Below are 23687 nucleotides of genomic sequence, written 5' to 3'. Positions count from 1 at the left end.
GTGGTGGCCAAGGGCGGAATCGAACCACCGACACGCGGATTTTCAGTCCGCTGCTCTACCAACTGAGCTACTTGGCCGGAAAGAACGAAATTATAGCAGCAAACCTTGCGCCTCCAGCAGGGGTCAGTTGCCGGCGCTGCGCTTGTTGCGCGAGAGGTCCACGCCCAGCTGTTTGAGCTTGCGGTACAGATGGGTGCGCTCTAGACCGGTTTTTTCGGCCACGCGGGTCATGCTGCCGTGCTCCTTGGCCAGGTGGAACTCGAAGTAAGCCTTCTCGAAAGCATCACGCGCTTCGCGCAAGGGGCGATCGAGCACGAAGACCTGCTCGGCCTGCGGCCCGGAGGACAGGCTGTTGCTCACTGAAGCACCGTGGTTGACACCCTCCGGTACGCGCTCGCGCGGCGCCGCCGCCGTGGTCAATGCCGGGGCCGCAGGACGCGGGGCCTGACGGGCCAATCCCTGCTCGACGGCGCGCAGCAACTTTTGCAAGGTGATGGGCTTTTCCAAAAAGGCCATGGCGCCATGCTTGGTGGCTTCCACAGCGGTGTCGATGGTGCCGTGCCCAGACATCATGATCACCGGCATCGTCAGCTGGCCGTTGGCGCCCCACTCTTTGAGCAAGGTGATGCCATCGACGTCGGGCATCCAGATGTCGAGCAACACGAGATCGGGTTGCATGCGCTCACGCAAGGCGCGCGCCTGGGCGGCATTTTCGGCCAGCTCCACGGTGTGCCCCTCGTCTGCCAGGATTTCCGACAGCAATGCGCGAATGCCAAGCTCGTCGTCTACTACAAGTATGGTGGCCATGCGGATGGTCAGGCCCCTGGACGGGCACCTGGGGTTGCGGTGTCGTCGCGGCCGCCCTCCTGAGCGGTCGCAAACCTAGAAAATGATATCGAAACTTGGGCCCCTCTCACTTCGGGGTTCTTCCCTCGCTGGGCGCTGCCCAGCCCTTCGGATGTGGTGAGGTTGGTCAGGCGGATGCGCGCAGCGTGTTCGTCGCAGATTTTCTTGACCACGGCCAGCCCCAGGCCAGTGCCTTTGCTCTTGGTGGTGACGTAAGGCTCGAAGGCGCGTTTGAGCACTTTGTCGAGGAAGCCCGGACCGTTGTCGGCCACGATCAAGCGCACCGCGCGCAGCTCGCCCGTGTCGGTGCGGGCAGCCTCGGTGTGCACCCGCACCTGGCCCTGGGGTCGCTCGGCCACGGCATCCAAGGCGTTTTGCAGCAGGTTGTGGATGACCTGACGCAGCTGCGCGGCATCCCCGAGGATGAGCGGCAAGCCGGGTTCGAGATCGACCTTGAGCCGCCCTTCTTCCTGCACCGAGCCGTACAGCACCAGCACTTCGCTGACCAGGTCATTGAGATCGATGGGGCGCAATTGAGCCGCCGGCAGGCGGGCGTAGTCACGGAACTCGTTGACGAGTTGCTTCATGCTCCCCACCTGGCTGACGATGGTCCCCACGGCCTTGGTCAGGAGCTGGCGGTCGGCTTCGTCGAGCTTGGCTTCGAGCTTGTGCTGCAGCCGCTCGGCCGACAGCTGAATCGGCGTGAGCGGGTTTTTGATCTCGTGGGCCAGGCGTCGGGCCACCTCGGCCCAGGCGACGGAGCGCTGGGCCGACATGACTTCGGTGATGTCGTCGAAGACGATGAGCCGGGCCTGTTGCGGCAACCAGGCCCCGCGGACCAACAGGGTCATGGGCTCGCGATCGACGCCCGCCTCGGCGCTGCTGAGCTCGAAGGATTGCTGCCAGTGATCGCGTTCGCCGCCTTCGTTGCCAGCGGCGTGTTGTTCGAATTGCTGCTCGATGGCCGTGGCGAAGTCTTGCAGGCCGGGCACCTCGGCCAACCGGCGGCCTTGGTAGGCGCCCAGCGGCAGGCGCAGGATGCGTGTGGCGCTGGGGTTGACGGTGTCGATGCGACCATCGGCCCCAAACACGATCACCCCTGCCGTGAGGTTGTCCAAGATGGTCTGCAAGTTGGTCTTGGCGCCTTCGAGTTCGCTGAGGCTGCGCTGGACGAGCGCGCGGGCATCGGACAGCTGCTGCGTCATGTCGGCAAACGAGCGCGTCAGTCCGCCCAGTTCGTCCCGGGAGGTGAACACCGGTTTGGGCGTGAGGTCGCCACGGGCCACTTGACGCACGCCTTCGGCCAGCAGCAACAACGGCCGGGCCAGCTGGTTGCCCAGGCCCACGGCGAGCAGCACCGCCCCAAAGACCGACAGGATGAGCGCCAGCGTGAGGGTGCCCAGGTACATGCGCTTGAGCCCTTGGCGGGCCAGCGCGCGTTGCTGGTATTCCCGATAGGCCTTTTGCACGGCCAAGGCATTGGCCGCCAAGGTCGCCGGCAGCCGTTGAGTGGCCTGGAGGTAGCGTTCTTCGGGACTGAGGCGAAAGCCGACCGAGGCCACATAGGCCACGGCACGGATGCGGGGCGGGCCGGCGTCTTCGTCCAGCCCTTCGAGTTGGGTGGCGATGCGCTGGCTGCGGGCCTGGCGCAGCAGTGCGGCCGGCGGCCGCTCGGGTGCCAGCGCCTCGCGCGACAGTCCAGCACTGACCAAGACTTGTCCGGCCCCATCGAGCAAGGCGGCATCTTCGGCGGCGAGTTGCTCACGGATGCGCTCCAACCCCAGGGCGTTGGCCCCGCCGCCGGCGTCGGCCAGCCGGTCGGCGGCCGCCCGGGTCTTGGCCGCGAAGTCATTGACCAGCGTGTCGAGGGTGACGCGGCCCAGGTTCAAGCCCGCATCCAAGGCGCCTTCGACCTCCACGTCGAACCAGGAATCGATGCTGTTGGCCACGAACTGGTAGCTCACGGTGTACAGCAGCACGCCGGGAATCACCCCCACCAGGGCGAAGATGCCGGCCAATTTGGCCAGCAGGCGGGAGCCGAACTTGCCGCGGCGCATGCGCACGGCCAGGCGCACCGCAGCGATGGCGAGGGCCAAAATGAGCACCGAGGCGATGATGGCATTGAAGCCCAGCAACCAGCCATAGTGCTGTTCGTACAGTCGGCGGTTGTCGCTGGCGAGCGCCAGCAAGAACATCAAGACCAGCACCGCGCCCGAGACGGCCACGCTGGACAGGACCCAGGCCCAACGGGTGGCTTTGCTCACGGCCGCTCTCCTGGGGTGCCGCTCAAGGGCGGTCGGGAATCACCAGCACGCTCTGGGCAGACAAGTCCCAGTGCGACTGGCCCCCGATGCCGATTTGGAAGGGCCGGGGCAAGACGCTGGTGTCCAGGCGGAAGACCAGCTCGGCGTAATGGCGCTCGCCGGCAGCCAGGCGAGAGCCGTCGGCGATTTTCCAGCCCACGGTGCGCTGCATGGTGCCCAGGGCCTCGTGCAGCGATTCGAATTGTTGGCTGAACGCCCCGGACTGGACCCGGTAGCGGCGTGTCAGCGGCTGGTAGGTGATGCGCCAGGACAGGCTGGCCGTGGCCACGCGCAGGTCGCGCCAGTACCAGCGGCTGCGGTAGGTGTTGACCTCGGCCTCGAACTGCAGCGGCACGCCTTTGATGAGGGCGTCTTCCACCGCACGAGGCAACTCGATGCGCGTGCTGAAGCTCAGCAACACGCCTTCGTCGCTGCGGTCGATCTCGACTTCGGACAGCATGATGCTGCCGTTGTGGGCCAGCGCACCCAGCGGCATGAGGCCAACGACCCCACCCAGGGCCAAGACCCAGGCGAGCAGCGCCCTGCGCGCGGCCCACAGCAGGCCTGTGGCCGCGGGGCCGGAGGCATCGGTCAAACGCGGCGCAACGGTCAGCACGGGTGGACGATCCGGGGTTCAGGCGGTTTTTTCGATCAAGGCGTAGTAGAAGCCATCGTGGTCGGCGACGGCCCGGGGTCCATTGTCAGGCACGGACAGGGCATGGCCGGGCGCCGGATGGGCCCGGGCCTGGGGATGGCGTTGCAAAAATGCGTCGATCTGGGCCTGCCCCTCGGCCCGAAAGACCGAGCACGTGCAATACAGCAAGACGCCTGCAGGACGCAGCAGCGGCCACAGCGCGTCCAGCATCTCGCGCTGCAGGGCCGCCAGCGCCTCGATGTCGCCGGGGCGGCGCAGCCACCGGATGTCGGGATGGCGGCGCACGATCCCCGAGGCGCTGCATGGCGCATCCAGCATGATCGCATCGAAGGGCCGGCCGTCCCACCAGGCCGCGGTGTGGCGCGCATCGGCAACCTTCAGTTCGGCTTGCAAGCCCAAACGGTCCAAGGTCTGGCGCACGCGCTGCAAGCGTTGAGCATCGCTGTCCAGGGCCAGCACCTCCAGGTCGGCCGACTCCAGCAGGTGGGCGGTCTTGCCGCCCGGGGCGGCGCAGGCATCGAGCACGCGCGCGCGCGGGGGCAAGCCCATGCCCAGCAGCAGCGGCGCGGCCCATTGGGCCGCCAGGTCCTGCACCGAGCACAGGCCTTGCGCAAAGCCCGGAATCTGCTCCACGGGCCGGGGACGGTCCAGCACCAAGCCGACCTCGCCCAGCGGGTGGCAGCGCAGGCCAGCCTCGGCCAATTGGCGCGCGTAAGCCTCGCGGTCGATGCGCCGGCGGTTGACCCTCAGGGTCATCGGTGGGTGCTGCTGCGCGGCATGCAGCAAGGCTTCCCACTCGGCAGGCCAGTCCTGACGCAGCCGTTGGATCCACCACGCGGGGTGGTTCCAACGCGCCTCGGGGTCGGCCTCGACGGCAGCCAAACACGCCTGGCGCTCGCGCAGAAACCGGCGCAGCACGGCATTGACCAGTCCGCAAGAGGTCCGGCTCTGCCGCTTGGCGGCCTCGACGGCCTGGTCCACCAGGGTGTGCTCGTCATAGCCCGAGTCGCGGCCTTGCACCAGCAAGGCCAAGGCGGTGCACAGCAGCGCCTCCACCGGTGGAGCCGGCGCGCGCGGCACCAGGTGGCGGCGCAAGGCGCGGGCGCGGCCCAGCTCGCGCATCACGGCAAAGCTCAGGGCCTGGGTGCCGGCGCGCGCCGGAGCCGCCACACGGGCGAGGGTTTCGGTCAGCGAGCGGCCCCGCCCCACGGCCAGCACGGCCTCAGCCGTGTGGTTCAACAAGCGGGACAAGGGCAAGGAAGGCGAGTTCACGACCCGAAGTCTAAGGGGGCAACACAAAAAACAAAGGGCCGCTGCACCGCAGCGGCCCCTCAGGCGCCAGGGCGAGGCTCAAGCCAGGCTATCGGCCCAGATGTTGCGGGCCCAGTTCCAAGCGTAGATGCCCTCCAGCTCGTTGGGCCCCGAGGACACGCCCCCCGAGCCGGCCACGGTCTTGAAGGTCTTCTCGGCTGGCACGTACTCGTGCACGCTGGCCACATGGATGACGTTCTTGCCGTCGACGAAGCTGTAGCAGGTGTTGGTCAGCATCGGCGCAGGATTGACCGGCCAGCCGCGCAGCTCGGCCACGACGGCCGCCGCCGCCACTTTGGCATGCGAGTTGGCCATGTGACCGCTCTTGGGCATCAAGGGCGCGGTTTGGATCGCATCGCCCAGCACGTGGATGTCCTTGGCGGCGGTGGACTCGAAGTTGAGGAAGTTCACGTGACACCAGCGTGCATTGGCATTGGCCAGGCCCGTGTCCACGGCGATCTTGCCTGCGCGCATCGGGGGCAACACGTTGAGCACGTCGGCCTTGACATCGTCATTGACTTCGAACTTGATGGTCTTGGTCTTGGCATCCACGGCCACGGCCTTGTGTTGCGGCCGGTACTCGATGATCCCCTTGTACTGCTCGGCCCAGACCTTTTTGAACAAAGGTCCTTTGGAGGTGACATCGGGGTTGGCATCGAGCAGCAACACCTTGGAGCGCGGCTTGGCGCGCTTGAAGTAGTCGGCCACTTGGCACACGCGCTCATACGGCCCCGGCGGGCAGCGGTAGGGGGCCTCGGGCACGGTCATCGCAAAGACGCCCCCATCGGGCATGGCCTCGAGCTGGCGGCGCAAGGCCAGGGTCTCGGGGCCAGCCTTCCAGGCCTGCAGGATCTGCCCGCTGTCATGGGCCGCCTTCAAGCCTTGGATCCTGTCGAACATCAGATCGATGCCCGGCGACAGGATCAGCTTGTCGTACGCGATCGTGGGGCCCGAGGCCAGCACCGCGACCTTCTTGGCCGGATCGATGCGGCTGACCATGTCACGCACCAAGCGCACGCCGTGGCGACGCACGAGGTTGTCGTAGGGCGTGGTGATCTCCTCCAAGCTGCGATGGCCACCCAGCACCAAGTTGGAGATGGGGCAAGACACGAAGGCGCTGTTGGGCTCGACCAGCACGACTTCGATCTGATAGTCCGACAGCAGGCGCACATACTTGGCCGCCGTGGCCCCACCATAGCCTGCGCCCACCACCAACACACGGGCTTTGGAGGGCACCCCGGTGGTCGCGCAGGCACTCAGGCCCAACACGCCGGCCGCCGCAGCGCCTTGGAGGAACGTTCGTCGTTGCAGCATGGTGGACCTCCTCACTTCTTCTGCGCGGCGAAATAGGCCGCAATCTGTTGGATCTGCTCGTCGCTATAGCCCTTGGCGAGCTGGTGCATCACCGTGGCCGTGCGCGCACCGGTCTTGAAGGCTTTCATCTGCTCGACGATGTAGCTTTGCGGCATGCCAGCCAGGGACGGCACTTGAGAGCCAGGCACCGCCTGCCCCGACGTGCCATGGCAATTGGCACACGTGGCCGCGAGGCTCCGAACGTAAAGAGACTGCGCATCTTGAGCGCCGGCCGCCCCAGCGGCCATCAAGGCCATTGCGGCCGCTGCGGACTTCAAGTTCATCGTGCGGACTCCTCAGGTTTTGAATATCAGTGAACATCAATATATTGGTCTGCCAGCGCTTTGGGACTAGGGGTATCCAGCAACACCGCGCACAAACGCAGCGCATCGCACGCGGCCGGATCCGGCGCCTGGCCTGGCGCGGCGCACTGCCATGCCGCATCGACCCAGGCCTTGAGCAGCACCGGCCGCTGCATCGCCGACAGACGCATCAGCCGATGCCAGGCCTGAACCCACGCATCGAGGTCGGGCGCGGACCATGTGGGCACCGCTTCTGGCCCCCAAAGCCCTTGCATCACACGCTGATACCAAGCACCGGCTTGCCCCTGTTCACACGCCTGTGCGTCGATGATTCTCGCCAGAAATGCCGTGACGGTGGTCACGTCTTTAGCCAAATGAGCAATATCGTTATCCCCCGTGGGCGGGGGAAGGCGCTGCGCCGCCCCGCTGAGCACGTGGCGCATCGCCAGCCAGCGCAGGCGATCCATGGGGCTGACATGACCATCGGCTTTCATGATGCGGCGCGCGGCCTCCACCAAGCTGCGGCGCTCGGCCAGGGGGGCCTTGGCGCAGCGGCGCAGCATCATCTCCCACACCGGCAGCCGCAGGCGGTGGCTGAGTTGCTCCAGCTCGGCCCGCACGGTCGGCGCCACGGCCAGCCCAGCGGTTTCCTCGGCCCAGGCCTGCCATTCGCGCGCTTGCCCGGGGGTGACCAGCAAACCCAGCACCGCGGCACGGCGCTCGCCCGGCCCCTGCCAGCGCTCGATGCGCGCCAACGCCTCCCGTTCATGCTGCGCCAGCCCGTCCCCGGCGGGGTCCGGCGCGGCATCGTGGCGCCTAGCGTCCGTCGGCGCTGCCGCAGCCGCCGCCTCGGCCGGCCGCGTGAGGCCCACGGCGCCCGCCCCATCGGCCGGAAGGTCCTCGGCAGCAGCGACCCAGCCGGCCATCGGTTGGGTCAGCGGCGCGTCGTCGTCTTCGGCAGGCAGCACCCGCGCAGCCAGGGGCACCACCTCGAAGCCATAGATGCGGCGAATGCGCTCGGCCAGTGGAGGGTGGGTGGCAAAGAGGTCCCAGCGCACGCGCGAGACGAACAGCAGATGCGACAGGCTCTCGACTTGCGGGTGGGCCATGCGATGGCTGCCCCGCCAAGCCTGATCGGCGATTTTGCGCAAAGCTCCACCGATGCCTTCGATGCTGCGCGTGTACTTCACCGCCGAGGCATCGGCCAGGAACTCGCGCTGGCGCGAGACGGCCGCCTTGAGCAAGCGCCCGGCGAGCCAGCCCAGCGCCCCCACGGCCATGAGGGCCAGGCCGACCAAGACCCCCGCCTTGCGCCGGCCCATCGCATCGGGCTCGACCAGCGTGCGGCCAAAGATATAGATCATCTGCAGGCCCCACACCAGGCCGATCAGGCGCATGTTGAGCCGGGTGTCGCCGTGAAACAGATGGCTGAACTCATGCGCCACGACGCCTTGGAGTTCATCGCGCGTGAGCCGCTCCAGTGCGCCGCGGGTGACCACAATCACCGCGTCATCGGCATCCCAGCCTGCGGCAAAGGCGTTGATGGCCTGCTCGCCTTGCAGCACATAGACCGGCGGCGGCTTCATGCCCACGGCCAAGGCCACTTCATCGACCACGTTGCGCAAGCGTTTTTCGTACAGATCGCCCACCCGGCCCTGCGGCGGATCGATGGGCACACCACCGGCCAGGCGGGCCACATGGGCACCGCCTTCGCGCAAACGCAGCGTTTCGAACCAGCAGCCCCCCAGCACGAACAACAAGGTCAGTGCGGTGTTGGTCTCGAAGAACAGCGGGGGAAAGCCCTGAGTCCACGGAAAGCTCAGCCGGTAGATCAACGCCAAGACGCCGTTGACCGCCAGCACCAGCAGCACCAGCACCAGGGCGAACAAGTACAGCAGGCGCCGCGAGGCGGTCTGCGCGGCTTCCTGATGTTCGCGAAAGCGCATCGCCATGGGGGTTCAGCGCCAGCCTGCCAGGGCCTGTTCAGAACTGGACACGCAAGGTTTTGCGTTCCTCGTCGCTGGCGGTGGACTGCAGCATGCCTGCCGGTCTGAAGCCGAAGAGCCCGGCGATGAGGTTGGTCGGAAACTGCTGCGCGGCATTGTTGTAGTCGAGCGCCACATCGTTGAAGGCCTGGCGCGCGAAGGCCACCCGGTTTTCGGTACTGGTGAGCTCTTCGGACAGCTCGCGCAGGGTTTGGTCGGCTTTGAGTTCGGGGTAGTTCTCGACCACCGCCATCAGCCGCGCCAGTGTGCCCTCCAGGGTCTGCTCGGCCACCGCCAGCGCGCCCACCGCAGCGGCATGCGTGGGCTTGGCCCGCACATGCTCGGCCGCGGAGCGGGCTTGGTTGCGCGCAGCGATCACCGCTTCCAGCGTCTCGCGCTCGTGGGCGATGTATTGCTTGGCCGTCTCCACCAGGTTGGGGATGAGGTCGTAGCGCCGCTTGAGCTGCACGTCGATCTGGGCAAAGGCATTGCCAATGGCATTGCGCAAGCGCACCAGCCGGTTGTAGGCCCCCACGGCCCAAAACACCAACACGGCCACGACCACCCAGCCCAGCACTTGTGTGGTGCTCATCGAGGATCCCCCATGGCAGTCTCGTTCCCGCGACTCTACTACGATCGCGCGATACGCCAGCGCGCGCCGGCTGCCGGGCTCGGGTTCAGCTCAGCTCGGCCGCCGGCTCACCGGCAAGGTATTGGGCATGCCCGCGCGCACGCAGCTCGCAGGCCGGACACTGCCCGCAGCCGCGGCCCCAGGCATGGCGCGGCTCACGCTGGCCCAGGTAACAGGTGTGCGTGTGTTCGACGATCAAGTCCACCAGCGCGGTCCCGCCCAGTCTTTCGGCCAGCGTCCAGGTTTGGGCTTTGTTCAGCCACATCAGCGGTGTTTCCACCGTCATCGGGGTGTCCATGCCCAGACTGATGGCCACTTGCAAGGCTTTGAGCGTGTTGTCGCGGCAGTCCGGGTAACCGGAGTAGTCGGTCTCGCACATGCCGCCCACCAACACACTGGCCCCACGCCGATAGGCCAGCGTGGCCGCCAGGGTCAAGAACAAGAGATTGCGCCCAGGCACGAAGGTGTTGGGCAGGCCATGGGCCTGCATCTCGATGGCCCGCTGCCGGGTCAGGGCCGTGTCGCTGAGCTGGCCCAGCAAGGCCAGATCGAGCACATGGTCGTCGCCCAGGCGGCTGGCCCACCCTGGGAACGCCCGCCGCAACTCGTCGCGCACGGTGAGCCGGCACGCCAGCTCGACGCGGTGGCGCTGGCCATAGTCGAAACCCACGGTCTCCACATGCGCAAAGCGCGACAGCGCCCAGGCCAGGCACACGGTGGAATCCTGCCCGCCGCTGAAGAGCACCAGCGCCGTGCGGGAATCAGCCACGCCGCTCTCCTTGTCCCAGCACGATGTACTTCAAGGAGGTCAGCCCGTCCAGGCCCACCGGTCCGCGGGCGTGGAATTTGTCGGTGGAGATGCCGATCTCGGCGCCCAGGCCATATTCGAATCCATCGGCAAAGCGCGTGCTGGCATTGACCATCACGCTGGCCGAATCGACTTCGCGCAGGAAACGCATCGCGTTGGGATGGTGCTCGGTCAGGATGGCATCCGTGTGATGCGAGCCGTAGCGGTTGATGTGCGCGATGGCCTCGTCGAGGTCTTTGACCAGCTTGATGCTGATGATGGGCGCGAGGTATTCCTCGAACCAGTCCTGCTCGGTGGCGTCCACGAGCTTGGCGCCCGGCACGGACGCGAGCAGCGCCTTGGCGGCCGCATCGCAGCGCATCTCCACGCCCTTGGCGGCGAAGATCGCGCCGATGCGGGGCAAAAAGGCCGGGGCGATGGCCTCATGCACCAGCAAGGACTCCGCCGCATTGCAAGGGCTGTATTTCTGCGTTTTGGCGTTGTCGGTGACGGCCACGGCCAACTCGAGATCGGCCCAGGCATCGACATAGACATGGCAGTTGCCGTCCAAGTGCTTGATCACCGGCACGGTGGCCTCACGGCTGATGCGCTCGATCAAGGACTTGCCACCACGCGGGATGATGAGGTCCACGTACTCGGGCATCGCGATCAAACGGCCCACCGCCTCACGATCGGTGGTTTCGATCAGCTGCACGCCCTCGGGCGGCAGGCCAGCGGCCTGCAGGGCCTGCTGCACCAGCTTCCACAGCGCCAGGTTGGAGTGCAGCGCCTCGGAGCCGCCGCGCAGCACGCAGGCATTGCCGCTCTTGATGCCCAGCGACGCAGCCTCGATGGTGACGTTGGGGCGGCTTTCATAGATCATGCCGAACACCCCGATGGGCACGCGCATCTGGCCCACGGTGATGCCACTGGGGCGACGGCGCAGGTTGATCATCTCGCCCACTGGATCGGGCAGAGCCGCCACCTGCTCGCAGTTTTCGGCCATTTGTGCCACGACCGCATCGCTGATGCGCAGCCGATCGACCATGGGCGCGGCCAAGCCGCGGTCCTGCGCGGCCGCCAGGTCCTTGGCGTTCTGGGCCTGCAGGTGCGGCCCATGCTCGCGAATCAAGGCGGCCAAGCGCCGCAAGGCATCGTTCTTGGCTGCGGTGGACGCCGCAGCCATGCGGGCGGCGGCCGCGCGAGCGGCTGCACCCACTTGGGTCATGTAAGCCTGGAGATCGATGGGGGTCATCCCGGCATTGTCGCAAATCCAGCCGGCCGCCGCCGGGCTCACAGCCGCGACAACAGGGCCAGCCACAGCGGCCCGGTGAGCACGAAGGCCAAGGTGGACAACACCAGCGTGGCCGTGGTTTCGGCCTCTTGGCAGCCATAGCGTTGCGAGAACATCAGCGCATTGGTGCCCGAGGGCAGCGCCGCGCACATCACGATCACCGTCAGCGGCAGGCCCGACAAGCCAAACACGAAGTGCCCCACGGCCAGCACCAGCGCCGGCTGGGCCACGAGCTTGGCCGCGGTGAGCCCAGCGGCTGCGCGCAGTGAGCCCTGCAAGCCATAGTGGGCCAGCGACATGCCGATGGCCACCAGGCACACCGGCACGACGGCCTGCCCCAGCATGGACAGGATTTCGTCAGCCGCCGGCGGAATCGGCAAGCCCGCCAGATTCCAGCCCATGCCCACCAGCACCGGCAGCACCACCGGGTGGATGAGGGTGTGGCGCACCGTGAGCTTGAGCGTGTTGCTCAGGCGGGAGCGGCCGCCCTGCGCGCGCGAGGCCGCGCGCGCCAAGTCGAGCTCCACCAACACCGTCAACAGGCTCAGCAGGATGAGCGCGTGCAAGCTGACGATGGCCAGGTGGATCGACAACCCCGCCTCACCGAACAGCGCCAGCGCGATCGGGATGCCCAGCTGCACGGTGTTGCCGAAGGTGGCGGTGATGGCGCGCACGCTGGGCTCGGCCGGCGCGCCTTTGGCCCCAGCGGTCTGTGTGCGTCGCCAGCCATAGAGAGCCAGCAACAGCCCCACCACGGGCATGAAATACGCCAGGATCACCGTCCAGGGCAAGGCGGCGAAGTCGATGCGCGCGGTGGTGCGAAACAGCAGCGCCGGCGCAAACAAGTAGAACGCAGCATTGGACAGCGAGCGCGCCGTCTGGCCACCGCCGAAGAACTTGGCCCGCCCCGCCAGCCAACCGATCGTCACGACGATGAAGATGGCCAGCAGCTTCAGAAAGACCGCCGAGCTCATTCCTTGGCGACCGCCTTCTTCGCCGCCGGGGTCTTCTTGGCCGCCGTCTTGGTCGCACGCGGCTCGAACTCGAAACCGACCTTGCCTTCTTTGGCGTCCCACACCAGGTGGGCCTTGAACTTGCGACGCGTTTTGTTGGAGACGAAGTTCTCCAGCAAATCGGTCTTGCCGGTGGCCAGCAGCTTGCTCATCTGCTCGCGCGCCACGGGCTGCTGCAGGATGATCTTGCCGCTCTTGAAGTCGCAGGTGATGGGCGAGCCCACGGCGTGTTCGCAAACGTAGCTGGTGCCGTGTTCGTACACATGCCCCTTGCATTTGGGGCAGGCGCCCAAGGACTCTTGGCCACTGAAGTCCACCGGCTGGCCATCTTGTGCCTGCTTGGCATCCTCGCCGAAATCGAACTCGAGCTTGTAGTTGCCCAGATCTTCGTCATAGACCAGCTTGAGCTCGGCCGAGAACGGCCAGCCGGCCTTGGAGCGAAAGCCGTCCAGCGGGCCGATCTTCTTGTGAGCGAGGAATTGCTCGACCTCGTGCAGCTCGAAGCTGCGGCCCCCGGGAATCTTGCTGATCGAAAAGCCGCAGCCGTCTTCGTTACCCGTCTTGCCCGTGCAGCTGAAGCGCCGATAGTTCTCTTTGACCACCCCGCCGCAGTTGGGGCATGGCGTCTTGAGCGTGGCGTAATCGCCCGGGATGGTGTCGCGATCGTACTCCTTGGCCTTTTGCACGATGCGCTGCGTCATCGCGGCGATCTCGGCCATGAAGGCTTCGCGCGACAGCTTGCCCTTCTCCATTTGGGCGAGCTGGTACTCCCAGTTGCCGGTGAGTTCGGGCTTGGTGAGGTCTTCCACGTCCAGGCCGCGCAGCAGTGTCATGAGCTGGAATGCCTTGGCGGTGGGAACGAGTTCGCGCCCTTCCCGCACGAGATACTTCTCTTGGATCAAGCCTTCGATGATGGCCGCGCGGGTGGCCGGGGTGCCCAGGCCCTTGTCTTGCATGGCGGCTTTGAGCTCTTCATCGTCCACCAGCTTGCCTGCCCCTTCCATGGCCGACAGCAGCGTGGCTTCGGTGTAGCGCGCCGGCGGCCGGGTCTTGGTGGCATGGATGGCCACCTCCTCGGCGCGCACGGTCTCACCCGGCGTCACTGCCACGAGGTTGGCATCGTCTTCTTGCGCCTCCTTGCCATAGACGGCCAGCCAGCCCGGCTGCACCAGCACCTTGCCCTGGGTTTGGAAGCTGTAGGTTTGCCCCTGGTCCTGCACCGTGGTGATGCGGGTGGTGACCAGGTATTCGGCCGGCGGGTAGAACACCGCCAGAAAGCGCTTGACCACCAGGTCATAGAGTTTGGCCTCGGCCTCGGTCAGGCTCTTGGGCGGCTGCAAGGTCGGAATGATGGCAAAGTGGTCCGAAACCTTGCCGTTGTCGAACACCCGCTTGTTGGGCTTGATGTAGCCCGCCTGGATCGCCTTGGCCGCATGAGGCGCCAGCTCGCGCAACGGGCCCGGCAGGTCTTCGCCGGCAATCATCTCGATCGTCTTTTTGACCACGCCGAGGTAGTCCTCGGGCAAAGCGCGCGAGTCGGTCCGCGGGTAGGTCAACACCTTGTGCTTCTCGTACAAGGCCTGCGCCAGCGACAGCGTGGTCTTGGCCGAGAAGCCGAAGCGGGAATTGGCCTCGCGCTGCAGCGTGGTCAGGTCGTACAGCAGCGGGCTGCTCTGGGTGCTGGGCTTGGCCTCTTCGGTGACGGTGCCGGCGCGGCCACGCACCGCCTCGGCGATGGCCTGGGCTTGCTCGGCCGACCACAGCCGGTCGGCGCGCAGCTCGGGGTCGGCCTCGTTCTTCTTCCAGGCCGGGTCGAACCACTTGCCCTCGTAAGTGCCCGTCTGGGCCGCGAAGGTGGCGCGCACCTCCCAGTAGTCACGCGGCACGAACTTGCGGATCTTCTCCTCGCGCTCGACCACGATCGACAGCGTGGGCGTTTGCACGCGGCCCACGGTGGTCAGGAAGAACCCCCCGTCGCGCGAATTGAAGGCGGTCATCGCCCGCGTGCCATTGATGCCCACCAGCCAGTCGGCCTCGCTGCGGCTGCGCGCGGCCTCCGACAGGCCGCGCATCTCTTCGTCGCTGCGCAGTCGCTCGAAGCCTTCGCGAATGGCTTGGGGCGTCATGCTTTGCAACCACAGCCGGCGAATGGGCTTGTTCAAGCCCCCGCGTGCCGGCGTGGCGTACTGCACGATGAGGCGAAAGATCAATTCGCCCTCGCGCCCGGCGTCGCAGGCATTGATGAGTTCGGTGACGTCTTTGCGGCGAATGAGCTTGACCAGCGTGTTGAGCCGGCCTTTGCTCTTGTCGATCGGATGCAGCTCGAAATGCGGCGGGATGACCGGCAGGTGAGCAAAGCTCCACTTGCCGCGCTTGACGTCGTAGGCCTCGGGCGCCTTGATTTCCACCAAATGGCCCACGGCGGAACTGACGATGTAGCGCTCGTTCTCGAAATACTCGTCGTGCTTTTCGAATTTGCCGCAGACAGGCGTGAGCGCTCGCACGATGTCTTGTGCGACGGACGGCTTCTCGGCAATCACCAGGGCTTTGCTCATGGATCTCGTGTGGGGGTCAGGAAAGGGGGCGGCGAGCCGGCCACGCAGCGCGCCTAGCGCGCGGCCCCTACAATGCCGCTGCCTCGCGCGTGCGCGCACGCACGCGCGCGCTCCCACATTTCAATGTACCCAAAGTCGACCATGACGCAAGCTCGGCCCTCCCGTTCCCCCCGCGCCGCCGCGGGGTCCGCTGCCCCAGCTCGGCGGCGGCGCATCCAGGTGCGCCGCTCCAGCGTGCACGGCAAAGGGGTGTTCGCCGTGGCGCCCATCCGCGCCGGCGAGCGCATCATCGAGTACAAGGGCGAAGTCATCACTTGGGCCGAAGCCTTACGCCGCCACCCGCACGACCCGAGCGACCCGCACCACACGTTCTACTTCCACATCGACGACGGCCATGTGATCGACGCCAAGTACGGCGGCAACGCCGCACGCTGGATCAACCATGCCTGCAACCCCAATTGCGAAGCCGACGAAGTCAATGGCCGCGTGTTCATCAAGGCCTTGCGTGACATCGCCCCTGGCGAGGAGCTGTTCTACGACTACCGCCTGGTGATCGACGAGCGCTACACGCCCAAACTGAAAAAGCAGTACGAATGCCGCTGCGGTGCACCGAACTGCCGCCGCACCATGCTCGCCCCGAAGCGATGAGCACCTTGCGCTGGCCGGTCGAAGACCTCTGGGAACGGCTCGAACCCCAGCTGCCGGGGTTGAGCGTGGAGGTGCTGGCCGAGGTCGACTCCACCAACACCCGGCTGCTGGAACGCGCACGTCAGGGCGATACCGCCGCCTGTCTGCTGGTGGCCGAGCGCCAACACGCCGGGCGCGGCCGCCAAGGGCGGGCCTGGCAGTCGGCGCCGGGGGCTTCGCTGACCTTTTCACTGGGCTTGCCGCTGTCGCCGCAGCGCTGGGGCGGACTGTCGCTGGCCGTGGGCGTGGCCCTGGCCGAGGCGCTGCACCCGCTGCTGCGCATCAAGTGGCCCAACGATTTGTGGACGCTCGACGACCACGGCGCCCCCGCCGGCAAGCTGGGCGGCATCTTGATCGAGACCCAGGGCCATGCCAGTGCCACCCGCCATGTGGTGGTGGGCGTGGGCCTGAACATCGAGGCGCCGCCGGCCCTGCCCGACCCGCGCCATCCGGTGGCTTGGCTGCGCCAGCTCGACCCGGGCCTCACCGCCGCCGAGGCCCTCACGGCGGCCGCCACCGCTTTGGTGGGCGCACTCAAGATGTTCGAGCTGCGCGGCTTTGCGGCCTTTGCGCGGCGTTTCGCAGCCCGTGATTTATTGCGCGGCCGCCGTGTGCGCACCACCAAGCCGGAGCTGCCCGAAGCCCAGGCCGAAGGGGTCGACGAGGATGGCGCTTTGCTGCTGCGTGACGCGCACGGCCTACACCGTCTGGACAGCGGCGAGGTGAGTGTGCGCCCATGTTGAGACTGCTGGTGCTCGTGCTGCTGCTGGCCAACCTGGGCTACTACGCCTGGACGGCCGGTCATTTGCACGGCCTGGTGTCGATCTCGCCGAGCCCACGCGAGCCCGAACGGCTCCAGCGCCAGGTGCGTCCCGAGCTCGTGCAAATCCACACCGCGCCGCAGGCGACTGCGCCTTCTCAGCCCGAGGCGGCCTCGGCGGCTGAGCCACAGGACGCCCCGGCGCTGCCCGCCCCAGCCTCGGCCGCCAGCGAGGCAGCCCAGAGCAGCTGCTTGGAGATCGGCCCCTACACCGAGGCCGAGTACGCCGCCGTGCAAACGACCTTCTCGCAGGTGCTGCAAGGTGTGGACTGGAGCGCGCAGCGCGAGGAGCACGGCGGGGTGTTCCTGGTCTACTTGGGCAAGTACCCCAGCCGCGAGGCGCTGCTGCGCCGGCAAGAGGAACTGCGCGCAGCCGGCATCCGCGCTGAAGAGCTGCGCCATTCGCCCGGCCTGGAGCCCGGGCTGACGCTGGGCCGCTTCAACTCGCGCGAAAGCGCCGAGCGGCGGGCCTTGGCCTTGGCCGATCGCGGTGTGCGCGCGGCCCGCGTGCTGACGATCACGCCACCGGCCGTGCGTGTGCAGGTGCGCATCCCCGCGGCCAGCGCCGAACTTCAAACGCGCTTGGAGGACCTGGCCCCGCGGCTGCAGGGGCGTCGGCCCGCGCCCTGTGAGGTTGCGCCCGACGCGCGCCCCTGATCCTACGGGGACACGAAAAAGGGCTCCCGCAGGAGCCCTGAGGTCAACGACGAGCGCCGATCACTTCGAGGCCACCACGCGGGCCATTTCCAACACCTTGTTGGAGTAGCCCCATTCGTTGTCGTACCAGGCCACGAGCTTGACGAAGGTGGAGTCCAAGGCGATGCCGGCTTCGGCATCGAAGATCGAGGTGCGCGGGTCGCCACGGAAATCGGTGGCCACGACCTTGTCTTCGGTGTAGCCCAGCACGCCTCGCAACGCGCCTTCGCTTTGGGCCTTCATCTCGGCGCAAATCTCGGCATAGGTGGCGGGCTTCTCCAGTTCACAGGTGAGGTCAACCACCGACACGTCGGAGGTGGGCACGCGGAAGGCCATGCCGGTGAGCTTCTTGTTGAGCTCGGGGATCACCACGCCCACGGCCTTGGCCGCGCCGGTGCTGGAGGGAATGATGTTCTCGAGGATGCCGCGGCCGCCGCGCCAGTCCTTGTTGCTCGGCCCGTCCACCGTTTTTTGCGTGGCCGTGGCCGCGTGCACGGTGGTCATCAGGCCGCGCTTGATGCCCCATTTGTCGTGCAGCACCTTGGCCAGCGGCGCCAAGCAATTGGTGGTGCAAGACGCATTGGAGATGATGGCCTCGCCGGCATATTTGGTGTGGTTGACGCCGTAGACGAACATCGGGGTGTCGTCCTTGGACGGCGCAGACATGATCACTTTCTTCGCGCCGGCGCTCAGGTGCTTGCCAGCGGTGTCTTTGGTGAGGAACAAACCGGTGGATTCCACCACGATGTCGGCGCCGACCTCGCCCCATCGCAGCTCGGCCGGGTCTTTCACGGCACTGAGGCGGATCTTCTTGCCATTGACCACCAAGGTGCTGCCTTCGACGGCCACCTCGCCATCGAAGCGACCATGCACCGAGTCGTACCGCAGCATGTAGGCCAGGTAGTCGGGTTCGAGCAAGTCGTTGATCGCCACCACCTCGATGTCCGGGAAGTTCTTCACCGCCGCGCGGAACACCATGCGCCCGATGCGCCCAAAGCCGTTGATGCCGATTCTGATGGTCATGATTGCGCTCTCCTAGAGAAAAGTCGATCTGTGTCGCTCATGAAAAACGGGGGCGCCGTCGTCGGTCGCCCCCGCTCTTCGACTCACTGTGCCAGCACGGCGCGCACGGTGGCCGCCACATTCTCCGGCGTGAAGCCAAAGTGTTTGAACAGCACACCGGCCGGCGCCGATTCGCCATAGGTATCGATGCCGACCACCGCGGCGCAGCCGTACTTCCACCAGAAGTCGGTAACGCCAGCTTCCACCGCGATGCGGGGCAGCCGCGCAGGCAGCACCTGGCTCTTGTAGGCAGCGTCCTGGCGGTCGAAGACGGTGCTCGACGGCATGGACACCACGCGCACCGCGATGCCCTGCACGGCCAGCAACTGCTGCGCATGCAAGGCCAGCTGCACCTCGGAGCCGGTGGCGATGAGGACGGCCTGCGGCTTTTTCTGCAGCCCCACTTCGCTCGGCTCGGCCAGCACATAGGCCCCGCGCGCGATGTCCTCCAGCCCCGCCTTGGGCGCATAGGGCAGGTTCTGACGCGACAGCAGCAAGGCCGTGGGGCGATGTTTGTTTTGCAGCGCGCAGGCCCAGGCCACCGCGGTCTCGGCGGTATCGGCCGGACGCCAGACATCCAAATTGGGGATCAGACGCAGGCTGGCCGCATGCTCGATCGACTGGTGGGTCGGGCCGTCTTCGCCCAGTCCGATGGAGTCGTGCGTGAACACGTGGATCACGCGCTGCTTCATCAGCGCGGCCATGCGGATGGCGTTGCGAGAGTAATCGCTGAAGGTCAGGAAGGTGCCGCCGTAGGGAATGTAGCCACCGTGCAGCGCGATGCCGTTCATGATGGCGGCCATGCCGAACTCGCGCACCCCGTAGTTGATGTGCCGCCCGCCGTTGGGCTCGCCGCTGACCGCATCGAAGCGCAACGCCGGCGTGCTCTTGGTCTGGGTGAGATTGGAGCCGGTCAAATCGGCCGAGCCGCCCAGCAGCTCCGGCAGCGCCGCGGTGAAGGCCTCGAGCGCGATCTGGCTGGCTTTGCGGGTGGCCACGGTCTCGGCCTTGGCATGGGCCGCCACGGCCGCATCCACCGCCACCTGGGCGAACGAGGCAGGCAGCTCGCCGCGGATGCGGCGCTCGAATTCGGCGGCCAGCTCGGGATGCGCGGCCCGGTAAGCCTCGAAGCGGGACTGCCAGTCGCGCTGCAGCGCCGCACCAGTCTGGCGGGCATCCCAAGCCGTGTAGGCCTCGGCCGGAATCACGAAGGGGTCATGCACCCAGCCCAAGGCGTCGCGCGTGGCGCGAATCTCCTCCACGCCCAGGGCCTCGCCATGGACCTTGGCCGTGCCGGCCCGGTTCGGCGAGCCCTTGCCGATGGTGGTCTTGCACACGATCAGCGTGGGCCGGTCGGTGCTGCGCTTGGCCTGGGCGATGGCCGCATCCACTGCCTGCACGTCATGGCCGTCCACGTCGTCGATGACTTGCCAGCCGTAGGCCGCGAAGCGCTGGGGAGTGTCATCGATGAACCAGGGATCGACCTGGCCGTCGATGGAAATGCCGTTGTCGTCGTACAGCGCAATGAGCTTGTTGAGCTTCCAGGCACCAGCCAAGGCGCAGGCTTCGTGGCTGATGCCTTCCATCAAGCAGCCGTCGCCGAGAAACACGTAGGTGTAATGATCGACGATGCGGTGCTCGCCACGGTTGAACTCATGCGCCAGCAATTTCTCGGCCAAGGCCATGCCCACGGCATTGGTCAAGCCCTGCCCCAGCGGACCGGTGGTCGTCTCCACGCCCGGCGTGATGCCCACCTCGGGATGCCCCGGGGTCTTGCTGTGCAACTGACGGAAGCGCTTGATCTCCTCCAGCGACAAGTCATAGCCGCTCAGGTGCAGCAGCGCGTAGATCAGCATCGAGCCGTGCCCATTGGACAGCACGAAGCGGTCGCGATCGGGCCACTGCGGGTCGGCCGGGTTGTGGCGCAAGTGGCGACTCCACAGCGCCACGGCCATCTCGGCCATGCCCATGGGGGCACCGGGGTGGCCCGAATTGGCGGCCTGCACGGCATCCATCGCCAGGGCGCGGATCGCATTGGCCATCAAGGTGGTGTTCTGGAGGGTCGAGGGGGTCTGGGCACTCATGTCCATGAGAAAACCTGCCGCTGCGGCTGTGCATCCCGGCGCCGCCGACGGCATGCGCGGATGGGACGGGGGTTGGATCGGGGAATCCCGCATTGTAAGTCGGCGCGGATAATCACCCCGCTGGGGGCCCGCCGGGCCTCCGAAGGCCCTTTGTTGCGCGCATGGACAACCTCAAAGCCCTGATCCTGGCAGCCGGCCGCGGCGAACGCATGCGCCCGCTGACCGACCACACCCCCAAGCCGCTGTTGCCGGTGCACGGCCGGCCCTTGATCGAATGGCATTTGCTGGCCCTGGCACGCGACGGCGTGCGCGAGGTGGTCATCAACACCGCCTGGCTGGAGGCGCAGTTCCCAGCCACCTTGGGCGATGGCTCGCGCTTCGGGCTGCGCATCCACTACTCGATGGAAGGTCGCGACCATGGCGGGGCACTGGAGACCGCCGGTGGCATCGCCAAGGCCCTGCCGTGGCTGGGCGAATGCTTCTGGGTGGTCTCCGGCGACATCTTCGCCCCCGATTTCCGCTTCGACGCCGCGCGCGCGCAGGCCTTTGCCGCAGGCTCGCGGCTGGCCCATCTGTGGCTGGTGCCCAACCCGCCGTACCACCCGCGCGGCGACTTCGGCATCGGCGCCGACGGCCTGGGACTGAGCGAACCGCCGCAGACCGTGCCGCGCCATACCTACGCCAACCTGGCGCTGATGCGCGCCGAGTTGTGCCGCCACCTGCCCGTGGGGCGTCCTGCCGCGCTGGGCCCGCTCTTGCATGAGGCGATGCGTCGCCGCCAAATCAGTGTCGAAATGTATACAGGCCGCTGGGAAAACGTCGGAACCCCCGCACAATGGGAAGCCTTGTCGGCACCGCTGCCGTTTGGCACAGCACCGCCCCCGGAGGACCGAACATGAAGGAGCTGCTCGTCGGAATGCTGGCGGCCGTGGCCTTGGCGGCCTTGCTGGAAGTGGGCGTGATCAAGGCCCTGCGCGGCGTGCAACTGGCGGCCTCGCCCTTGTCCGGCGAAGGCTTGGATTCCTTCGTCTACGACCGCTCCTTGCTCACGCCGCAGCGCGACCTGGCGATCGTCTGGGCCGGTCTGATCTTGGCCGGCGTGCTGGGAGCCTGTGCCTGGGTCTTCGATCGGCCCGGGCTGTGGGTGCCCGCGGGGCTGGCCTGGTGCGCCGCCCTGGGCTGGGACTGGTGGACCTGGGAACGCGCCGCAGCCAGCGTGAAGTCCGTGAGCTGGCGGCGCGGCTGGCGGCATTCCACCCGTCGAGTGCCGGTCTCGCGCGTGGCCGAGGTGCATGTGGTGGAAAAGCGCTGGCTGGGACCACTGGGCACCTGCTACATCGCGCTGACCCTGGACGACGGCAAAGCCGTCAAACTCCCCCATACGGCCACGCTGGGCAGCCTGAGTCGGGTGGAAGACGTGGCCAATTTCATCCGGCTGCAAATCCAGCAAGTGCGTGAACTGCAACAGCGGCGGGCCAACGAGCGGCGGCGCGCGAGAGCACAGCGCGAGCCCAAGGACCCGCAAGAGCGCGAACTGCGACGCAAGCTGGTCGAGCTGCGCCGCGCCCAGAGCGAAAAGGCTCAGTAGCTCAGGTTGAGCTGATACACCGCGGTGGTGCCACTGGTTTCGTGCCCGACGATGAGCAGGGGCTGGCCATGGGGGGAGTCGGCCGCCGAAATCAGCGCCAGGCCCTCAAGGCCGCGGTCGCCACCCGCGCCTTCGCGCGTGTTCAGGTCGGTGACAAAGCGGGGCGCCGCGGGGTCGCTCACGTCATAGACCATCACCCCACCCACACGCTCCAGACCGATGAAGGCGAAGGTCTTCGCGCCGAAGCGGCCCAGCACCACGCCCTCGGGCTCGGGGCCTTTGCTGGGGCTGCGGCTATCGAGCGTGTTGTTGTCGTTGCTGGCGTTGAAGGCGTAGTCATGACCTGGCGTGCCCGCCAAGGCCGCCGTGCGCTGCTCGAACTCGTCGCCCGAGTCGTACACCTGCCTGACGTCGGCGGTCCAGATCGAGAAGGATCGAGCACCGAAGGCGTACAGCTCGGTGCAGCGACCGGCGCTGTTCTTGCCGTCCAGCCCGCCGTTGGGCGTGGTGGTGATGCGCAGGCGGCCCAGGTGGGAGTCGAACAGCAGGTTGGCGGCGTCCGGCCCGAAGATCGCCGGCTCCAGGCCGTTGGTGCAGTAGGCCCGCACGCGCGTCTCCTCGTTGAAGCCCGGCCAATCGTGCGCATCGCCTTCGTTGGCGGTGATGAGGTAGGTCTGGCCGCCGACCGTGTAGCTGGCGATGGCATCGGGCAGGTAGAGCCCGCGCACCGGCACCGGCGCGATGCGCACCGCGGGGGTGCCGCTGTTGGTGTGGGTGCCGCCGTCTTCGTCGCTCACGTCCATGCCCATGCCGGCAAGACTATGGTCCTTGAAGCCCAGCGGGCGGATGGACGTGACCGTGGCCATCTCGATGTCCACGATGGCGATCGCGTTGTTCTCCTGCAGCGTCACGTAGGCCGTGCGGCCATCGTCCGAGACGGCGATGTACTCGGGCTCCAGATCCTGCGCCACGGTGGCATTGGGGCCGTAGATGCGCACGCCAGCCGCGCGCAGCGAGGCCGCCTGGTTGTTGAAGGCCGCAAACCCCGCCGTGCGGGCCGTGACGGTGAGGGTGGCCTGGGTGGGCGTGAGCGCCGGCAGGTCGATGATGCTGATGGAACCTTCGGGATCCACCGAGTCGGGCTGGTTGTAACTGTTGGGTTCCCCCTCGTTGGCCACCAGCAGGCGCCGGACGTCGGGGGTGAAGGTCAGCATGTCGGGCAGAGCCCCCACTGTGACCTGGCCGATGCGCTGCAAATCGGCCGCACGATAGAACGCCACCCGCCCGGGGTCGGTTTTGGGATTGGCTTCGATGGCCAGGGCCACCACGCCATTGTGTATGGCCACGCTATTGACGCTGGCGCCCAGGTCACTCACGTCCAGGGTCTGCACCAGGGTCGGCGCGGCCGGGTTGCTCAGGTCGAGCACGTCCACCGAGCCGAGGGTGGCATTGACCACGAAGAGCCGACGGCTCAGGGGATCGTAGGCGGGGATCTCGGCAGCGCCGGGCTGGCTCGTCGGGTTCTCGTGCACGTAACCGCCGATGCGCGTCATGCTCAGGCTGGTGGGTGTGAGCACCACGGGTTCGTCGGGTGAGTTGCCGTCGCTGCCGCCTCCGCAGCCCACGACCAGGGCCGTCGCGACCGCCACGATGCCGCCCATCCCCCAGGGCTTGTGCTTTTGCTTCACAGTTTCTCCTGCAACGACTGACAAACG

At 67.0% G+C, this 23687-nt stretch carries 20 protein-coding genes and 1 tRNA gene; 5 read left to right on the top strand and 16 right to left on the bottom strand.

Translation table 11 applies throughout. The annotated features are described in order from the left end of the window. Position 1 precedes the first annotated feature (1 nt). From CTA01S_RS01595 to CTA01S_RS01535, 13 genes are all read right to left on the bottom strand, one after another. Positions 2–77: transfer RNA gene (locus tag CTA01S_RS01595), tRNA-Phe, on the bottom strand. Between the two features lie 46 nt (positions 78–123). Then, positions 124–807, bottom strand: coding sequence for a response regulator (locus tag CTA01S_RS01590; RefSeq protein WP_026330291.1), 684 nt, complete (start codon positions 805–807; stop codon positions 124–126). An 8-nt stretch (positions 808–815) separates the two neighbouring features. Continuing rightward, positions 816–3110: a sensor histidine kinase gene (locus CTA01S_RS01585; protein ID WP_019561548.1), complete on the bottom strand. Its 2295-nt coding sequence runs from the start codon at positions 3108–3110 to the stop codon at positions 816–818. A gap of 22 nt (positions 3111–3132) precedes the next feature. After that, complete coding sequence (locus CTA01S_RS01580) at positions 3133–3765, bottom strand: DUF4390 domain-containing protein (protein WP_019561547.1); 633 nt, start codon at positions 3763–3765, stop codon at positions 3133–3135. Positions 3766–3783: 18 nt separating this feature from the next. After that, positions 3784–5076 (bottom strand): 16S rRNA (cytosine(967)-C(5))-methyltransferase RsmB, encoded by a 1293-nt coding sequence (gene rsmB, locus CTA01S_RS01575; RefSeq protein ID WP_062191369.1) that lies wholly within the window; start codon positions 5074–5076, stop codon positions 3784–3786. A gap of 78 nt (positions 5077–5154) precedes the next feature. Continuing rightward, a complete protein-coding gene (locus tag CTA01S_RS01570) occupies positions 5155–6429 on the bottom strand; it encodes an NAD(P)/FAD-dependent oxidoreductase (protein ID WP_062191366.1) in 1275 nt (424 codons plus the stop codon). A gap of 11 nt (positions 6430–6440) precedes the next feature. Beyond that, entirely contained in the window at positions 6441–6752 is a 312-nt protein-coding gene (locus tag CTA01S_RS01565; protein WP_026330289.1) for a c-type cytochrome, read from the bottom strand. 26 nt (positions 6753–6778) lie between these two features. Further along, a complete protein-coding gene (locus CTA01S_RS16705) occupies positions 6779–8722 on the bottom strand; it encodes a M48 family metallopeptidase (RefSeq protein ID WP_232300963.1) in 1944 nt (647 codons plus the stop codon). A 31-nt stretch (positions 8723–8753) separates the two neighbouring features. Then, the gene (locus CTA01S_RS01555; protein ID WP_062191363.1) at positions 8754–9347 is read right to left on the bottom strand and encodes a LemA family protein; all 594 of its coding nucleotides are present in this window, start codon (positions 9345–9347) and stop codon (positions 8754–8756) included. 85 nt (positions 9348–9432) lie between these two features. Next, complete coding sequence (queC, locus tag CTA01S_RS01550) at positions 9433–10155, bottom strand: 7-cyano-7-deazaguanine synthase QueC (protein WP_062191360.1); 723 nt, start codon at positions 10153–10155, stop codon at positions 9433–9435. Then, positions 10148–11428 (bottom strand): glutamate-5-semialdehyde dehydrogenase, encoded by a 1281-nt coding sequence (locus tag CTA01S_RS01545; protein WP_062191357.1) that lies wholly within the window; start codon positions 11426–11428, stop codon positions 10148–10150. Before CTA01S_RS01545 ends, queC begins: the two co-directional genes overlap by 8 nt. A gap of 38 nt (positions 11429–11466) precedes the next feature. After that, on the bottom strand, positions 11467–12441 hold the full coding sequence (locus tag CTA01S_RS01540; protein ID WP_062191354.1) for an AEC family transporter: 975 nt from the start codon (positions 12439–12441) through the stop codon (positions 11467–11469). After that, a complete protein-coding gene (locus CTA01S_RS01535) occupies positions 12438–15035 on the bottom strand; it encodes a DNA topoisomerase III (RefSeq protein ID WP_062191352.1) in 2598 nt (865 codons plus the stop codon). The genes CTA01S_RS01540 and CTA01S_RS01535 overlap by 4 nt, the downstream gene beginning before the upstream one ends. Positions 15036–15176: 141 nt before the next feature. On the opposite strand from CTA01S_RS01535, the gene CTA01S_RS01530 reads away from it, so the two are divergent. The 3 genes from CTA01S_RS01530 to CTA01S_RS01520 are packed head-to-tail and all read left to right on the top strand — an operon-like array spanning position 15177 to position 17199. After that, complete coding sequence (locus CTA01S_RS01530) at positions 15177–15683, top strand: SET domain-containing protein (RefSeq protein WP_026330288.1); 507 nt, start codon at positions 15177–15179, stop codon at positions 15681–15683. Beyond that, positions 15629–16465: a biotin--[acetyl-CoA-carboxylase] ligase gene (locus tag CTA01S_RS01525; protein WP_062191348.1), complete on the top strand. Its 837-nt coding sequence runs from the start codon at positions 15629–15631 to the stop codon at positions 16463–16465. Before CTA01S_RS01530 ends, CTA01S_RS01525 begins: the two co-directional genes overlap by 55 nt. Beyond that, a complete protein-coding gene (locus tag CTA01S_RS01520; protein ID WP_062191345.1) occupies positions 16459–17199 on the top strand; it encodes an SPOR domain-containing protein in 741 nt (246 codons plus the stop codon). The genes CTA01S_RS01525 and CTA01S_RS01520 overlap by 7 nt, the downstream gene beginning before the upstream one ends. A 60-nt stretch (positions 17200–17259) precedes the next feature. On the opposite strand, the gene gap is transcribed toward CTA01S_RS01520, so the two are convergent. Next, positions 17260–18261: a type I glyceraldehyde-3-phosphate dehydrogenase gene (gene gap / locus CTA01S_RS01515; protein WP_019561534.1), complete on the bottom strand. Its 1002-nt coding sequence runs from the start codon at positions 18259–18261 to the stop codon at positions 17260–17262. Between the two features lie 83 nt (positions 18262–18344). Then, positions 18345–20390 (bottom strand): transketolase, encoded by a 2046-nt coding sequence (gene tkt / locus CTA01S_RS01510; RefSeq protein ID WP_084362249.1) that lies wholly within the window; start codon positions 20388–20390, stop codon positions 18345–18347. 155 nt (positions 20391–20545) lie between these two features. On the opposite strand from tkt, the gene murU reads away from it, so the two are divergent. Both murU and CTA01S_RS01500 read left to right on the top strand, forming a co-directional pair. Next, positions 20546–21283: an N-acetylmuramate alpha-1-phosphate uridylyltransferase MurU gene (gene murU, locus CTA01S_RS01505; RefSeq protein WP_062191341.1), complete on the top strand. Its 738-nt coding sequence runs from the start codon at positions 20546–20548 to the stop codon at positions 21281–21283. Further along, a complete protein-coding gene (locus CTA01S_RS01500) occupies positions 21280–21972 on the top strand; it encodes a PH domain-containing protein (protein ID WP_198150747.1) in 693 nt (230 codons plus the stop codon). Before murU ends, CTA01S_RS01500 begins: the two co-directional genes overlap by 4 nt. Here CTA01S_RS01500 and CTA01S_RS01495 read toward each other — a convergent pair. Continuing rightward, entirely contained in the window at positions 21966–23660 is a 1695-nt protein-coding gene (locus tag CTA01S_RS01495) for a choice-of-anchor I family protein (RefSeq protein ID WP_371326074.1), read from the bottom strand. The genes CTA01S_RS01500 and CTA01S_RS01495 overlap by 7 nt on opposite strands. Between the last annotated feature and the right edge of the window lie 27 nt (positions 23661–23687).

Origin of the sequence: Caldimonas taiwanensis NBRC 104434 (assembly GCF_001592165.1) — a bacterium.
Taxonomy (GTDB): domain Bacteria; phylum Pseudomonadota; class Gammaproteobacteria; order Burkholderiales; family Burkholderiaceae_C; genus Caldimonas; species Caldimonas manganoxidans.
The sequence above is the reverse complement of the archived record's forward strand: the minus strand, read 5'-3'. Positions and strand labels throughout refer to the sequence as shown.

Coding starts and splice junctions, on each gene's coding strand:
- CTA01S_RS01590 (WP_026330291.1), bottom strand. CDS start 807: ATGGCCACCATACTTGTAGTAGACGACGAGCTTGGCATTCGCGCATTG.
- CTA01S_RS01570 (WP_062191366.1), bottom strand. CDS start 6,429: ATGCTGCAACGACGAACGTTCCTCCAAGGCGCTGCGGCGGCCGGCGTG.
- CTA01S_RS01565 (WP_026330289.1), bottom strand. CDS start 6,752: ATGAACTTGAAGTCCGCAGCGGCCGCAATGGCCTTGATGGCCGCTGGG.
- CTA01S_RS16705 (WP_232300963.1), bottom strand. CDS start 8,722: ATGGCGATGCGCTTTCGCGAACATCAGGAAGCCGCGCAGACCGCCTCG.
- CTA01S_RS01555 (WP_062191363.1), bottom strand. CDS start 9,347: ATGAGCACCACACAAGTGCTGGGCTGGGTGGTCGTGGCCGTGTTGGTG.
- CTA01S_RS01545 (WP_062191357.1), bottom strand. CDS start 11,428: ATGACCCCCATCGATCTCCAGGCTTACATGACCCAAGTGGGTGCAGCC.
- CTA01S_RS01540 (WP_062191354.1), bottom strand. CDS start 12,441: ATGAGCTCGGCGGTCTTTCTGAAGCTGCTGGCCATCTTCATCGTCGTG.
- CTA01S_RS01535 (WP_062191352.1), bottom strand. CDS start 15,035: ATGAGCAAAGCCCTGGTGATTGCCGAGAAGCCGTCCGTCGCACAAGAC.
- CTA01S_RS01530 (WP_026330288.1), top strand. CDS start 15,177: ATGACGCAAGCTCGGCCCTCCCGTTCCCCCCGCGCCGCCGCGGGGTCC.
- CTA01S_RS01525 (WP_062191348.1), top strand. CDS start 15,629: ATGCCGCTGCGGTGCACCGAACTGCCGCCGCACCATGCTCGCCCCGAA.
- CTA01S_RS01520 (WP_062191345.1), top strand. CDS start 16,459: ATGTTGAGACTGCTGGTGCTCGTGCTGCTGCTGGCCAACCTGGGCTAC.
- gap (WP_019561534.1), bottom strand. CDS start 18,261: ATGACCATCAGAATCGGCATCAACGGCTTTGGGCGCATCGGGCGCATG.
- tkt (WP_084362249.1), bottom strand. CDS start 20,390: ATGGACATGAGTGCCCAGACCCCCTCGACCCTCCAGAACACCACCTTG.
- murU (WP_062191341.1), top strand. CDS start 20,546: ATGGACAACCTCAAAGCCCTGATCCTGGCAGCCGGCCGCGGCGAACGC.
- CTA01S_RS01500 (WP_198150747.1), top strand. CDS start 21,280: ATGAAGGAGCTGCTCGTCGGAATGCTGGCGGCCGTGGCCTTGGCGGCC.